The following is a 14,873-nucleotide window of genomic DNA, read 5'->3' on the forward strand; positions in this document are numbered from 1 at the left end:
AAACAATAAATAAAAAAAAAAGACATATTGGCTCCAAGACTCGGCTTGGAGCTTTTATTTTTTTAAGCTTTCTCTACTTCTCGAATGACAGTTTCAACTGAGTAACGACACCATTTTGAGAGGACTTCAATAAAAGCATTGAGTTCTGCTGGTTCGAAATGACTAACGATCATATAACAAGCATTACCCATAACTTTAAAGCACTCATCGATTTGTTCATATTGCTTCACTAAATTTTCAATTTCTTCAAAGGAGCGTTGTTCATTTAAATGCAAATGAATAAATTGTTTATGCCTGTATTGCACAGCAATGGTGTAATTTTTAATAACGCCTGCATCCATTAACTGAGCAATTCGCGCTCCTACTGCCTGTCCTGTCCGATGAACACGCTGCCCAATTTCTTTATTTGTTAAGCGAGAATCTTGCTTAAGCAATGCAATAATTTTTAGATCAATAGGGTCTAATTCAATATTCATTTTTCATAACGAAAGAAAACTGGCGATAATGCTTTCATAGGACTATAGCCGATTTTGCGGGCAGAGAATAACCTTGTTTTATCTTATACCAACAAGAGTATTCTCATGAAACAAGCACTATTAGTTATCGATGTACAAAATGATTATTTTAAAAATGGCAAAATGGAATTGGTTGGACCAGATCAAGCGCTCGATAAAATAAAACAGCTCGAGCAATATTTTAATGAAAAAGGTTTACCGATTATTTATGTGCAACATATTAACCCGCCACAAGCCAGCTTCTTTCAAGAAAATACTGAAGGTGTGTTACTTCATCCAGAACTTAGTGCTGGCGGTGATTCATTAATCGTGACAAAGCATTATCCAAACAGTTTTTTAGAAACCAATTTAGAAGAACTTTTAAAAGCACATCAAATTGAACAACTCGTGATCACAGGCATGATGACACATATTTGTATTGATTCTGGCACACGTGCAGCCAAAGAGTTAGGTTATCAACCCATCTTAATTGGAGATGCCACTGCGACCCGTGATTTAAGCCATAACGGAAAAACTGTTAAAGCCGAAGATGTACAAACTGCTTTTTTAGCTGCTCTTGGTATGTTTGCGAGCGTACAAAATACTGCTGACTTTCTAGCAAAATCTTAAACAGGCTTAATAAAAAAGCCCCTATCGGGGCTTTTTTATTAAAACGTTATTTTTGTCTATCAGGATAAACTGTCGCAATCAGCTGATCCACCACAGCAGGTTCAGCTAGGGTTGAGGTATCGCCCAAACTATCCAGTTCATTCGCTGCAATTTTTCTTAAAATACGGCGCATGATTTTACCCGAACGGGTTTTAGGTAATGCTGGCGCCCAGTGCAGTGCATCTGGTGAAGCTACTGGTCCAAGTACTTTACGTACCCAGCTAATTAACTCTTTTCGCAGTTCTTCCGATTCCGGAACCCCCGCCTGCAGGGTCACAAAAGTACAAATACCCTGCCCTTTAATATCATGCGGCATACCCACAACAGCAGCCTCTGCTACCGATTCATGCGATACAAGAGCACTTTCAATTTCAGCCGTACCTAGACGGTGGCCTGAAACGTTTAAGACATCGTCAACACGACCCGTGATCCAGTAATAGCCATCTTCATCACGGCGGGCGCCATCCCCTGTAAAATAAGTATTTTTAAAGGTCGAGAAGTAAGCTTCAATAAAGCGATCTGGGTCACCCCAAATGGTACGCATCTGGCCCGGCCATGAATCTTTAATCACAAGGTTACCTTCGGCAGCGCCTTCTAGTTCATTGCCTTCACCATCGACAATCGCTGGTTGAATACCAAATAAAGGACGCGTTGCCGAACCGGGTTTTAAAGCTGTTGCCCCCGGTAATGGCGCAATCAAAATACCACCTGTTTCGGTTTGCCACCATGTATCAACAATTGGACAGCGGCCTTCACCAACAACGTTGTAGTACCAGTTCCAAGCCTCTGGGTTAATAGGTTCACCCACTGAACCTAACAAACGCAAACTACTACGGTTACTTTCACGTACATACGAATCACCCTCTCGCATCATGGCACGAATCGCGGTTGGCGCTGTATATAAAATAGAGACTTTATGTTTATCGACCACATGACCAAGACGTGCCCATGTTGGATACTGAGGCACACCTTCAAACATTAAGGTCGTCGTACCATTTGCCAATGGTCCATAGATTAGATAACTATGGCCTGTAATCCAGCCGACATCAGCGGTACACCAGTACACATCATCTTGTTTTAAATCAAAAACTTCTTTAAAGGTACTCGCCACATACACCAGATAACCACCTGTAGTATGCAACACTCCTTTAGGTTTACCTGTCGAGCCAGAGGTATAAAGAATAAATAAAGGGTCTTCGGCCTTCATTGGTTCTGGAGGACAGTTTGCATCCACCTCCATAATAATAAGGTGATACCACAAATCACGACCCGGCTTCATCTCGATTGGGTTTGCATTACGGTAAACCACAATCACGTTTTCAACGCACTCTGTGCCCGGCAATGCTAGAGCCAAATCAACATTTTCTTTAAGTGGTAACAACTTACCGGCACGTAGGCTTGAGTCAGCCGTAATCACAAGTTTAGCTTGGCTATCTTCAATACGGCTCGCCAACGAGTCTGGTGAGAAACCACCAAATACCACGCAGTGCACCGCACCAATACGGGCACAGGCTAACATGGCAATTGCAGCCTCAGTCACCATTGGCATATACAGCACAACGCGGTCACCTTTACCAATGCCATATTTCTTTAAAACGTTGGCGAAACGGCAGACTTCGTCGTGTAATTCTTTATAAGAAACGATTTTATGACGAGAAGGATGGTCACCTTCCCAAATAATTGCAGGTTTGTGAGGGTGTTCTTTAAGATGCCTGTCCAAGCAGTTTGCTGATACGTTCAACTCACCATCAGCAAACCATTCAATCTTGAAATTGTCTTTGTCAAAACTGGTATTTTTAACTTGGGTAAATGGCTTTATCCAATCGACAATTTTAGCTTGCTCTGCCCAGAATTCATCTGGGTTCTCGATAGAGTGTTGATAACGTTTAAAGTAGTCTGCTTCAACAGTACGAGCTGTTTTTTTAAATTCCTCTGGTACTGGATAGATCTCATTCATACGCAACTTCCTTGATCTTGTGCATCCCATCTCGAGACTGTGGCTATTATTTTACTGGATCTTATTTGTTTGCCTTTTCAGTATGATGACTCTTTCAAAGCCTAGACAATGCGACTTTGGTCATATATTAATCACTTACTCAAGCATACGAAATTGTGAACATTTTTATAAAATTAAGTTGATTTAAAACATTTGTCTATAGCTTTTACTTTTATAATTTTTTTAAGTTTTGATGGTTTTGACCATCAACAAAGTTTATTTTAGCTTTTAGAAGCAGTGCAGGAATAAAATAAGATGTTTGCCGAAACTCCCTCTTCACGTCCACCTCAACTCCCGTTTAAAGACAGCCCTTTTTCAATTCATGGCCGCTTTAACCGAATGAGTTATTTGGGTGGATATGGCCTGATTTATTTAGTCACAATCGTGGGCTATTTTATACTGGCTTCGTTTCTTGGAAGTTTTCAGCTTTCAAGTGATCTATTTAATTTTGAATTTTACAGCTCTCTCTCCGGTATAAGTGCTTTAATGGTCTGGGCTTTCTGGCTATTTCTGATCTATCTCAACATTATTCTGGTCGTTCGACGCCTACATGATTTAAATAAAAGTGGCTGGATGGGACTACTGTTATTTATTCCAGTCGTTCAGTTCTTTTTTATGCTTTATTTACTGCTTGCTTCTGGTACAGCGGGCACTAATCAATATGGTCCCGTTCGGCCTTCAACGTTTATAGAAAAACTGATGGCTTGGCTTATTTTAATCGCTATTTTAATTAGCCTTATTTCTACAGCAGGCTTTTTCTACTACTTCTCTGGTACCGATACTATTCAAACCCCCACACAAATCTTACAAAAAGGAACGGAATACTTTTAATTAAAAAACACTTTATTATTTAGATGAACTCATTATAGTAGGCGCACATTTTATCTCCTACTATGATGGAAGCTGAAAAGGCTTTCTGAATTTATTCAATTAGAGACTTGTCGTGGCTGATGAACAAAAATCCTTAACGGATGTTGCAAAAAATACAGGCGAACTTTTGCAAGAAGCAGGTACTAAAACCACTCAAACAGTTTTAGCGCATACCGAGAAATATCATGATGCCTATACCACTATCGACAAAATCGTAGATAGTTTTTGGGAACGTGTACCTTATATCTGCATTGCAATTGTTGTTTTTCTTATTTTTTGGCTACTGACCAAATTATTTAAGTTCTTTGTTCGTAAGACCTTAGAAAATCGCTCTTATACTCGTCAAAATCTAGTTTTAGTTTTAAACCGTGTCGGTAGTACAGCGATCTTATTCTTTGGTTTCTTAATAGCTCTCGTCATTATGATTCCGGGGTTCACACCAGGCCAGCTTATGAGTGCGCTAGGTATTGGTTCGGTCGCCATTGGTTTTGCATTTAAAGATATTTTCCAAAACCTACTATCAGGTATTTTGATTTTATTGAGCGAGCCATTCCGTATTGGCGATTCAATTGTGGTGAATTCACTTGAAGGAACTGTAGAAGACATCCAGATCCGTGCAACCTTCCTACGCTCACCGGATGGTCGCCGTATTGTTATTCCAAATGCAACGGTTTATACAAGTGCCTTAACTGTTAATACTGCTTATCAACAACGACGCTGTGAGTTCGTAGTCGGAATTGGCTATGATGATGATGAGCAAAAAGCAAAACAGATTATTTTAGATATTCTCAACAATGATCGAAATGTACTGAGTCAGCCTGCGTTTTCGGTTAACGTCACAGCTTTAGCAGATTTCTCGGTTAACCTGACTGTACGCTGGTGGGTTGATACCACTGAAACTGATATCTCTTCATCTATTAGTAATATTCAAGCTCAAGTGAAACAAGCTTTCAATGAAAATGATATTGATATTCCTTACCCAATTCAGGAATTAAAAATGGTATCTAATCCACCAGCTTTAAACCCTGAAACATCAGCTAAACAAACGACCTAAAATATAAGAAATAGACGTTTCGGTTCTTAAAATACGGTTGCCTAAGCTCATAGCTTGGCAGCCGTTTTTTATGAGCAAATCTACTTCGTAAGGAATAAATCCCCCTTCCGGCCCGACCACTACACTACAAGCATGGCTAATATTAATTGGCATACGTTGTTCAGCATAAGGATGAGCCACATAGGCAGGTGTTTCCTGCGTAATTAAGCTTGGCAAGACGTCTTCAACAAAAGGTTTAAAACGTTTATAAAGTTGAATTTCAGGAACAATTGTATCGCCTGCTTGCTCAAGTCCCAGCGTAACGTAGTTGTCTATTTGCTGTAAAAAAGGAGTTTGCCAATAGCTTTTATCAACACGATAACTATGAATCAGGCTTATCTTCTCAACACCTAAAGTCACACTGTCCATAATTAGACGGCGTAAAACTTTAGGTCTTGGTAAAGCTACAATTAAATGAACCGGAAGTTTTGCTGGTAGTGGTTCTTCACGAATAGGCCATATACAGACTTCATGCTCATTCATCGAAACAATTTCAGTGATATAACGGGCGCCGTTGCGAATACCAACTTTTAGGTTCTGGCCGACTGTAATATCAAGATGTTCACGCAAATGCTGTAATTGACGTTTTGAATGGATAGACCATGTATCCGATTGAACATCTTTAGGCTCTAGTAAAACAATATTCATGATTTTTCGGCCAGATAGCGATTAATCACCCCGATATGTTTTTGTAAGGAACCTTGATTACGTTGCAACACTTTATGCGCCTGTACCACTAACTGTTCAGTCGCCTCAGGTTCTGTCAGACATGCTAACCAGATATCAACGACCTGCTGTGCATCTTGAGCAATAAGCACAGCATTTTCATCAATGAACTCATCGACAATCGTTTGAAAGTTAAAATAACGCGGTCCAACTACAGTAGGTACATTTAAAACCATAGGTTCTAAAATATTATGCCCACCACCCGGCTCATTTAAAGAACCGCCTACAAAACACACCTGACTTAAGGCATACCATAACCAGAGCTCCCCCATACTATCAGCGAGATAAACTTGCGTGCTGGCATGAATACTTTGGCCCATACTTCTACGATGCGTAATTAAATTTAAATTTTGGCAAATTTCAAATACTTCATCGAAACGCTCAGGATGACGAGGCACCACAATACACACCAACTCACGATCTGAATTTAAATAAGGTGCGAGCGCTTCCAAAATTTGTTGTTCTTCGGGTGCATGTGTACTGGCAATCGTCACAACCTGCCGATTTTCCAGATACCACTGCTGATGCAATTGGGCTGCTTGTTTAATAAAAGCCTCTGGTGCATGAATATCAAATTTAATATTACCAACAACCTGACTTTTGTGTTCGTCTAAACCTAGCTCAACATAACGCTGACGAGTTGCACTATCTTGCGCTAACACCCAGTCCAGCTGTTTTAACATACCTGCGGTTAAACCCGAGACTTTGCCATATCCTTTTGCAGATTTTTCTGACAACCGAGCATTAAGCAGCAAACAAGGTACATGCTGTAACTTGGCTTGATCGATTAAATTTGGCCAAAGTTCAGTTTCAACCAGTGCTAAAAGCTTTGGCTGATATAACTCAAAAAATTTTTTTAAAAGAGGCTTCTGGTCTACAGGCAAATAAACGGCTTGAAATAAATCTAAATATGGTTCTTTTAGAAAAAGTGACTTGGCACGAGCCTGACCTGTTTTCGTGGTATTGGTCACTAAGACTGGCTGCCCAAGTTTTAGGTAATATTCAATTAAGGGCTGTGCAGCATTGGTTTCCCCGACTGAAACAGCATGAAACCAGATCGCTTTTACATTCTTCGGTGCTTCAAACGGCCCAAATCTTTCCAGACATTCCTGCTGATATAATTCTAGACTTTCTGCACGTCTTTTTATCCGCCAACGATAAAACGGTTTTAATAAATGAAGTGCGGTGTTGTACCAAAATGGGGTCGCCAAGCGATTTGCCTCAAATAGTCAAAATTCAAAAACTGCGGAAAATATAACATAGATAAAAAAAATGGCAGAGTTTCGATACCTAAACTCTACCATATACAAGAAAAGTCATTTACTGAACTCACGAAAGAGCAAGTTCAGCACATAGTAAATTTTAATAATATTATGAACTTATGAAGCTTCTAAAGCCGGATAGTCTGTATATCCTTCAGCGCCTTTAGCATATAAAGTCGTTGGTTGAAGTTCATTTAATGGTAAGCCTTGTTCTAAACGCTGTAAAAGATCTGGATTAGCGATATATGCTTTACCAAAAGATACAGCATCTGCTTGACCTTCACGCAAGATACGTTTTGCTGACTCTGGTGTCAGATTTTCATTGGCAATCCATACACCATTAAATTTTTTACGTAATTGTGGGCTAATACTATCAGCTGCTTCATATTCACGAGAGAAAATGAAAGCCACATTACGTTGGCTGAGTTGTTCAACCACATAACCAAATGTCGCTAGCGGGTTTTCATCACCCATATCATGCGAGTCGCCACGCGGTGCAATATGCACACCTACTCGGCCAGCGCCCCACACTTCAATAAAGGCATCAACTACTTCTAATAACAAGCGAGCGCGGTTTTCAACCGGACCACCATACTCATCATCACGCTGGTTAGTATTACTTTGAAGGAACTGGTCAATTAAATAACCATTTGCTGCATGTAGCTCAACGCCATCAAAACCTGCTGCTTTAGCCAATTCAGCTGAATGCTTATATTGAGCAACAATTTCCTGAATTTCTTCAATTGAAAGCGCACGTGGCGTTACATATGGACGTTTAGGGCGTAATAAACTTACTTCACCCGCAGGTTGAATCGCACTCGGTGCAACAGGAATATCGCCATCTAACAGCTCTGGATGTGAAATACGACCCACATGCCACAGTTGAACTACAATTTTTGAACCTTGAGCATGAACTGCTTCAATAATCTTATTCCATGCTTGTGCTTGCTCTTGTGACCATAGTCCCGGAGTATCTGCATAACCTACGGTTTTTGAACCAATCACTGTTGCTTCAGTGAGAATGAGACCAGCATTTGCACGTTGCTGATAATATTCCACCATTAAATCGTTTGGAACACGGCTTTCGCCACTACGCGCACGTGTTAATGGGGCCATTACCAGTCGATTTTTAATTTCAAAATCACCAACTGTTAAGGGAGTATTGAGTTCAGCCATGATCGCCTCGACTTACACTTTATTTGTTTTAAAGTGTTTGTTTTAAATGTTCGATATATTGCTGAATCAAAGCTTCGTTACGTGAAAAATAAGACCATTGTCCATATTTTTGGACCTGAATGAGACCCGCCTGCTGTAATACAGACAAATGATTGGACATTGTAGACTGAGCTACTTTACCCAAACGTTCAATATGACCTGCGCAAACCCCTTTTTCAAAACTACCACCACACTCTTCTACTGGTAAATAATGCTCCGGCTCTTTTAACCATTGCAGAATCTGCCGACGCAGAGGATTGGCTAGGGCTTTGCTAATTGCATCAATATCCATAGGCTCAACACGTCTTGTAAACGAACAAAGCTTTGTTCAGCATTTCGAAAACATAATATCGTATTTTTACGATATTCATATCTATTTTTTTCGATATTCATATCGTATTTTTCCGATTAACTTCCAAACACTGAACTGCTTTGCCGTTTTAATCGCTAAAAATTTAAGAGTTATAGAGAATTAAAAGTTCAAAAGACTCTTATAACCCCTGTTTTAAACTCGCTTCAATAAAACGATCAAGGTCACCATCAAGAACCGCACCAGTATTTGAATTTTCAACACCCGTACGTAAATCCTTGATTCGAGAGTCATCAAGTACATAAGAACGAATTTGGCTACCCCAACCAATATCAGACTTCGAGTCTTCAAGTGCTTGAGCGGCTTCATTACGTTTTTGCATTTCTAATTCATACAATTTTGCACGTAACTGTTTCCATGCATGATCACGGTTCGCATGCTGTGAACGTTGGTTCTGACATGCCACTACAATACCAGTCGGAATATGTGTCAAACGTACTGCCGAATCGGTTTTGTTAATGTGCTGACCACCTGCACCAGATGCACGGTAAGTATCAGTACGAACATCTGAAGGATTAATATCAATTTCGATATTGTCATCAACTTCTGGGGAGATAAATACCGCAGAGAATGAAGTATGACGACGGTTACCACTGTCAAATGGTGATTTACGTACTAAACGGTGTACACCAGATTCTGTACGTAACCAACCATACGCATATTCACCTTCAACACGAATCGTTGCAGATTTGATACCTGCGACGTCACCGTCAGAGACTTCCATAAGTTCTGCTTTAAAACCATGACGTTCAATCCAGCGCATATACATACGTAATAGCATTGAAGCCCAATCTTGTGCTTCTGTACCACCTGAACCCGCCTGAATCTCGACATAGCAAGGATTCGGGTCCATTGGATTGCTAAACATACGGCGGAATTCAAGTTTTGCTAATTCTTCTTCAGCAGTACTCAGTTCAGACTGAACATCTTCAAGCAAGCTTTCATCATCAGCTTCTACAGCCAAATCCAACATTGCTTTTGCATCTTCAAGCTGTGTAGATAAGCCATCTAATACATTAATAACGTTTTCTAGTTCGCCCTTTTCTTTCGCCATTGCCTGAGCACGGTTTTGATCATTCCAGATCGCAGGGTCTTCTAACTCACGTAAAACTTCTTCTAAACGTTCTTTTTTTAGATCGTAGTCAAAGATACCCCCGTAGTGTTTGGCTACGATCAGTTAAGTCTTTCAATTGGTTTAGATAAGGATTAATTTCCACGCGAGTGTTCCCATAAAAGCAGATAAACAGTCGAATATTTTATCATAGCTACGGTTATCTTCGAACCTGCTTTAATCGCTAACTCTTATTTCAATGAATAAGTTTGCTAATTTTCTTTCAGTAGATTTTAAGCTTAACTCGTAACATCCCCATACAAAATTGGGTACTTTTCCAGCATTTTTAAGTTTCTACACAAAATCTCCTCATTTTTAATAAAATAAAACATTGTTTTTTTATTATTTAAAATCAATATATTAAATTAAATGTAGTTACATAAAAAGCACATGGTTACAGTCCAGTTACTTGGACAAGATTGACGGTGAATGATTTTGCTCTAGACTGAAAGTTGTAACAAAACATTTATAAAATCGTTTTTAGAGGGGAGAGATTCCATGAAAAAACTAGCAATTGCATCAGCTCTTTTATCTGCGCTTGCAGTAAGTGGCGCAGCAAACGCTTACCAAGCTGAAGTTGGTGGTTCTTACAATTATCTTGATCCAGATAACGGCAGCAGCGTAAGCAAATTCGGTGTTGATGGGACTTATTATTTCAACCCTGTTCAAACACGTAATGCACCGCTTGCAGAAGCAGCATTCTTAAACCGTGCAAGTAACGTTAACGCACATGTTAACTATGGCGATAACAGCGGCACAAAAGACACTCAATATGGCGTAGGAGTTGAGTACTTCGTTCCTAACTCTGACTTTTACCTTAGCGGTGATGTAGGCAGAAACGAACGTGAAATCGACAACACTAATATCGACAGTAAAGTGACTACTTATGCTGCAGAAGTAGGTTATTTACCAGCTCCTGGTTTATTACTTGCTCTAGGTGTTAAAGGTTACGACGAGAAAGACGGTAAAGACGGTGCAGATCCTACCGTTCGTGCTAAGTATGTAACCCAAGTTGGTCAACATGACGTAAACCTTGAAGCTTATGGTGCGTTTGGTGACCTTGACGAATATAAAGTTCGTGGTGACTACTACATCGATAAAACTTTAAGTTTAGGTGTGGACTACTACAATAACGACTTAACTGATAAAGATGAATTTGGTATCAATGCTAAAAAATTCTTAAATCAGCAAGTAAGTGTTGAAGGTCGTGTTGGATTCGGTGATAACGACAACACTTATGGTGTTCGTGCAGCATACCGCTTCTAATCTAACCTAGATTAAAAAAGTCCGCTCAATTGAGCGGATTTTTTTATTGATTTAAATGCACAATGCGTAGCTGTAAGCTCACATTACCATTAAAGACATTACGGTCTATTTCATAAACCAAATGCACATGGTCTCGCATCGGATCAAACTCGAAGCGACCTGCTGCATTAAAAGCAATAGCATCGAAACTATATTGGTCTATCGCTAATCTAAGCTTTAAATGTGTCTCTTTGAGCCAACGAAAATCGATAACTTTAAAATATCCTTCAAATTGAGGCAGTGGAAATTTTTGTCCCCACGGACCTAATTGCTCAATCCAGTTTAAGGTATCTAATTGCAAAGCAGAGACAGGTAGCTCACCATCGGTCCATAATGTCGCTTGAAAGATTGATTCATCCATAGCAGCTACACAATCATTAAATACAGTTTTAAAAGCTTCAAAGTTTTCTTTACGAATCGTTAAGCCTGCCGCTGCCGCATGTCCACCAAAATGACTCACCAGCTCAGGATGTTGTTCGGCAACTTGTTCAATGGTATCTCGAATATGCACCCCATCAATGGAACGTGCTGAGCCTTTAATATGAATACCATCTTCATCTGGAGCAAACACAATCGTTGGGCGATGAAACTGTTCTTTTAAACGTCCCGCGACAATCCCGATGACACCTTGGTGCCAGTTTTCTTTAAACAGAACAAGCGCCGCGGGAATATCTTGTTGTGAGAGTTGTAAACTGTCTAAAGCAGATAAAGCTTGTTGCTTCATCTCCCCTTCAATTTGACGGCGATCGATATTTAACTGATTTAATTGCTGAGCAATGGGGTATGCAGTTTCCATTGTCTCGGCCAATAAACACTCGATCCCAATACGCATACTCTCCATACGTCCAGCAGCATTAATGCGCGGTCCGAGCACAAAACCTAAATCTTGAGCACGTATTGAAGTAGCTTCCCGACCAGCGATATCGAGTAAGGCTAAGATTCCCACTCGACACTGATGTTGCTGAATACGTTTTACACCGGCATCAACCAAAATACGGTTGTTATAATCCAAAACAGCAACATCGGCATAAGTTCCCAAAGCGACTAAATCTAAATATTGAGTCACTTTACTTGTGCTTTTACCCTGTCTATTGCGTAGACTCGCCAAATTGGCAAGTACATAAAAAGCAACGCCAACACCGGCAAGTGCCTTACTTGGAAACTCACAGCCTAATTGATTTGGATTAACAACTGCTTCTGCAAGTGGTGTTTCTTTAGTCGTTAAGTGATGATCAGTAATAATCACTTGCATGCCTAGGGCATGTGCTGCATCAACACCAGCATGGCTAGAAATTCCATTATCTACTGTAATTAATAGATCGGGTTGATAGGTGTGATGAGCAAGCTCAGCAATGGCAGGAGTAAGTCCATAGCCATATTTAAAACGGTCCGGTACCAGATAGTCGACTTGTGCTCCCATATCGCGAAGCACGAGCATCATTAAAGCAGTGCTGGTTGCGCCATCAGCATCATAGTCCCCCACAATAACTATTTTTTTCTGCTCATCGATGGCTTGATCCATTAATGCTACAGCAGCGTCCAACCCTTTGAGTTCAGGAGCCAGTAAATTCTTAAGCTTTAACTCTAGTTCTTGCTCGGATTGTACGCCCCGTCTTGCCAAAATTTCGGCAATAAACGGAGGCACGCCCTGAAACTGTTCAGGGCGTGTCAATAAAGGTCTTTGTTTAATTTGTATTTTTGTCATTTAAGGCATCAGTCGGTGCAACGTCCATTGACCGTCGATTTTTTCATAACTCAAGCGGTCATGTAAACGATTTGGTCGCCCTTGCCAGAACTCATAATAATCCGGCTGTAGACGATATCCGCCCCAGAACTCCGGCTTATCGAGTACTTCACGGCTTTGAACTTGTTGTTGCAAGTCTTGAAAACGCTGTTGTAACAACTCGCGACTTTCAATTTTGCCACTTTGGGGGGTACTGATATGAGCTGCGATCTGGCTATCACGTGGACGTTTATGATAGTAGTCTGTAGATTCCTGTTCAGGAATTTTTACAACATGCCCACCTACTCGTACCTGACGCTCTAGACTTGGCCAATAAAATAACAATTCAGCATATGGATTTTCTGCCAAATCTATACCTTTCTGGCTGTCATAGTTGGTATAGAAATCATAGCCCGCTTCTGTCGCACCGCGTAACAACACAGTTCTGACATGCGGACGACCACTAGCACTCGCAGTTGCTAATGACATTGCATACGGTTCATGCAAGTTAGCTGCTAAGGCATGATTAAACCAACCTAGAAATTGTTCGTGGGGATTGCTAGCAACTTGAGTCTCGTACAACTCGCCTTGTTCATAGCTTAAGCGCAATTCACTTAAGTCTTTAATGACATCACTCATGCCATACACCTTATGCGACTTGTGCCTGTGAACGAACTGCATTTGCTAAATGTTCAGCTAAAGTTTTCACTTCTTGCTCGTTATCACCTTCAACCATGACACGAATGACTGGCTCAGTTCCAGACTTACGAATTAAAATACGTCCACGTCCTTTGAGCTGCTCTTCAGCTTTATTAAACTCAGCAACTAATGCAGGAATAGAATATGGATCAAGCATTTGTTCCAAACGTACATTTACAAGAACTTGTGGGTACAGTTTAAAGTCGTGAACTAATTCGTGCAGCGCTTTGTTCTGCTCAACCATCACAGTTAACACTTGTAATGCTGCAATAATCGCATCGCCTGTTGTGCTCTTGTCTAAAGTCAGAATATGACCAGAAGGCTCACCACCTGTTACCCATCCATTTTCTTCTAGGGCTTGTAACACATAACGGTCACCGACTTTTGCACGGACAAAGCCAACATTTGCTTTTTCAAGTGCAACTTCAAGTGCCATGTTACTCATTACCGTACCAACAACACCTGCTGGCTTATTTTTTGCCTGAGTCGCTAAAATATATAAGATGTGGTCACCGTCAATTAAGTTACCGAACTTATCAACCATCACTACACGGTCAGCATCACCATCAAAGGCAATACCTAAGTCAGCCCCATGTTCCACAACCGCCTTTTGTAAGCTCTCTGGATGAGTTGAACCACAGTTTTCATTAATATTTAAACCATCTGGCTCATTGTATAAAGCGACAACTTTAGCGCCGAGTTCACGGAAAACCGAAGGGCCAACGCTGTAAGCAGCGCCGTGAGCACAATCCACAACAATTTTTAAATTATTTAAATCAAAATGATATGGGAAGGTAGATTTACAAAATTCGATATAACGACCATTTGCATCGGTCACACGAACACTTTTACCTAAGTTTGCAGTGTCTTCGATAAATAAATCTTTTTCTAATTCTTTATTAATTTCTTCCTGCAATGAATCTGGTAATTTTTTACCTTCACTTGAGAAGAACTTAATCCCGTTATCAAAATATGGGTTATGTGATGCAGAAATAACAATCCCTGCATGTGCATGTAAGGCACGGGTAAGATGTGCAATTGCCGGTGTCGGTAATGGTCCAAGTAAGTGAACATATACACCAGCAGCATTTAATCCCGCCTGCAAAGCAGACTCTAAAATATAACCGGATAAACGAGTATCTTTTCCTAATACAACAAGTGGTTTATTTTTCGGACTCGTTCGTTTTAATACCTTCCCTGCAGCAAAACCGAGTTTTAAAGCAAACTCTGGCGTAATCGGCATTTGCCCAAATTTTCCACGAATACCATCCGTTCCAAAATAACTCATAGCTTATCTCATTTTTACGCCACTTCAGCCGTGGCTCATTTCATATATGGCT

At 40.4% G+C, this 14,873-nt stretch carries 14 protein-coding genes; 4 read left to right on the top strand and 10 right to left on the bottom strand.

All coding sequences use genetic code 11. The features are described 5' to 3' along the window. Positions 1–62: 62 nt before the first annotated feature. Entirely contained in the window at positions 63–476 is a 414-nt protein-coding gene (locus KNQ97_RS09585) for an Lrp/AsnC family transcriptional regulator (protein ID WP_001019415.1), read from the bottom strand. Positions 477–581: 105 nt separating this feature from the next. Here KNQ97_RS09585 and KNQ97_RS09590 point away from each other — a divergent pair, with 105 nt between their 5' ends. Continuing rightward, positions 582–1,124: a cysteine hydrolase family protein gene (locus KNQ97_RS09590; protein WP_253612153.1), complete on the top strand. Its 543-nt coding sequence runs from the start codon at positions 582–584 to the stop codon at positions 1,122–1,124. A gap of 46 nt (positions 1,125–1,170) precedes the next feature. Here KNQ97_RS09590 and acs read toward each other — a convergent pair whose 3' ends face one another. Next, the gene (acs, locus tag KNQ97_RS09595; protein WP_001002965.1) at positions 1,171–3,120 is read right to left on the bottom strand and encodes an acetate--CoA ligase; all 1,950 of its coding nucleotides are present in this window, start codon (positions 3,118–3,120) and stop codon (positions 1,171–1,173) included. A 294-nt stretch (positions 3,121–3,414) separates the two neighbouring features. Between acs and KNQ97_RS09600 the strand changes: the two genes are divergently transcribed. Both KNQ97_RS09600 and KNQ97_RS09605 read left to right on the top strand, forming a co-directional pair. Beyond that, positions 3,415–3,990: a DUF805 domain-containing protein gene (locus KNQ97_RS09600; protein ID WP_000457175.1), complete on the top strand. Its 576-nt coding sequence runs from the start codon at positions 3,415–3,417 to the stop codon at positions 3,988–3,990. 112 nt (positions 3,991–4,102) lie between these two features. Beyond that, the gene (locus tag KNQ97_RS09605; protein WP_000752853.1) at positions 4,103–5,083 is read left to right on the top strand and encodes a mechanosensitive ion channel family protein; all 981 of its coding nucleotides are present in this window, start codon (positions 4,103–4,105) and stop codon (positions 5,081–5,083) included. Here the strand turns inward: KNQ97_RS09605 and KNQ97_RS09610 are convergent. From KNQ97_RS09610 to prfB, 5 genes are all read right to left on the bottom strand, one after another. Continuing rightward, entirely contained in the window at positions 5,063–5,770 is a 708-nt protein-coding gene (locus KNQ97_RS09610) for a 16S rRNA (uracil(1498)-N(3))-methyltransferase (protein ID WP_253612154.1), read from the bottom strand. The two genes, KNQ97_RS09605 and KNQ97_RS09610, sit on opposite strands and share 21 nt — an antisense overlap. Further along, positions 5,767–7,059, bottom strand: a complete 1,293-nt coding sequence (locus KNQ97_RS09615; protein WP_253612155.1) for a 3-deoxy-D-manno-octulosonic acid transferase — start codon at positions 7,057–7,059, stop codon at positions 5,767–5,769. The genes KNQ97_RS09610 and KNQ97_RS09615 overlap by 4 nt, the downstream gene beginning before the upstream one ends. A gap of 168 nt (positions 7,060–7,227) precedes the next feature. Continuing rightward, entirely contained in the window at positions 7,228–8,286 is a 1,059-nt protein-coding gene (locus KNQ97_RS09620) for an alkene reductase (RefSeq protein WP_000819048.1), read from the bottom strand. 28 nt (positions 8,287–8,314) lie between these two features. Beyond that, positions 8,315–8,617, bottom strand: a complete 303-nt coding sequence (locus tag KNQ97_RS09625) for a helix-turn-helix transcriptional regulator (RefSeq protein WP_000350419.1) — start codon at positions 8,615–8,617, stop codon at positions 8,315–8,317. Between the two features lie 199 nt (positions 8,618–8,816). Then, positions 8,817–9,912 (bottom strand): peptide chain release factor 2 gene (prfB, locus tag KNQ97_RS09630; protein ID WP_096640204.1). Its coding sequence is split into 2 segments (ribosomal slippage): positions 8,817–9,839 and positions 9,841–9,912, totalling 1,095 coding nucleotides; the frame shifts between segments, so codons are not numbered across the junction. A 392-nt stretch (positions 9,913–10,304) separates the two neighbouring features. On the opposite strand from prfB, the gene KNQ97_RS09635 reads away from it, so the two are divergent. Next, entirely contained in the window at positions 10,305–11,072 is a 768-nt protein-coding gene (locus tag KNQ97_RS09635; protein WP_000731728.1) for a putative porin, read from the top strand. Positions 11,073–11,115: 43 nt separating this feature from the next. On the opposite strand, the gene recJ is transcribed toward KNQ97_RS09635, so the two are convergent. Genes recJ through glmM form a run of 3 tightly spaced genes read right to left on the bottom strand, consistent with a single transcriptional unit; the run spans position 11,116 to position 14,821 of the window. Further along, on the bottom strand, positions 11,116–12,816 hold the full coding sequence (gene recJ, locus KNQ97_RS09640; protein WP_253612156.1) for a single-stranded-DNA-specific exonuclease RecJ: 1,701 nt from the start codon (positions 12,814–12,816) through the stop codon (positions 11,116–11,118). Then, complete coding sequence (gene pdxH, locus KNQ97_RS09645; protein WP_001286115.1) at positions 12,817–13,473, bottom strand: pyridoxamine 5'-phosphate oxidase; 657 nt, start codon at positions 13,471–13,473, stop codon at positions 12,817–12,819. Between the two features lie 10 nt (positions 13,474–13,483). Further along, the gene (glmM, locus tag KNQ97_RS09650) at positions 13,484–14,821 is read right to left on the bottom strand and encodes a phosphoglucosamine mutase (RefSeq protein WP_000119868.1); all 1,338 of its coding nucleotides are present in this window, start codon (positions 14,819–14,821) and stop codon (positions 13,484–13,486) included. Positions 14,822–14,873: the final 52 nt, after the last annotated feature.

The sequence above is a fragment of the Acinetobacter sp. UC24323 genome (assembly GCF_024151445.1).
In the GTDB taxonomy this organism is placed as follows: domain Bacteria; phylum Pseudomonadota; class Gammaproteobacteria; order Pseudomonadales; family Moraxellaceae; genus Acinetobacter; species Acinetobacter baumannii.